1 pseudogene is annotated in these 251 nt (G+C 74.1%); it reads left to right on the top strand.

Annotated features, from left to right (window positions below):
- Positions 1-251 (top strand): annotated as a pseudogene (locus RVY79_RS20860) (hypothetical protein); the annotation flags it as partial.

Below are 251 nucleotides of genomic sequence, written 5' to 3'. Positions count from 1 at the left end.
GGTCGAGATCTGGCCCGGCGGCGGCTGGTATACCGAGATCCTCGCGCCGCTCACCCGCGCCAAGGGGCAATATTACGCCGCGATCGGCCCCGACTTCCCGAATGGCGGCAAGGCGGTCGAGGCGCTGAAGGCCGGGGCCTACGACTACCTGACCAAACCGGTGGACCTGCGCCAGTTCCGCCTGGTCGTTGGCTCTGCCCGGGGGCGCGGGGTGCCCGGCGCCGCGCCCCCCCCGGTGGGGGGGGGGGTGG

It is taken from the genome of Chromohalobacter sp. HP20-39 (assembly GCF_033052815.1).
In the GTDB taxonomy this organism is placed as follows: Bacteria; Pseudomonadota; Gammaproteobacteria; order Pseudomonadales; family Halomonadaceae; genus Chromohalobacter.
This window is presented reverse-complemented; position numbering and strand designations above follow the sequence as displayed.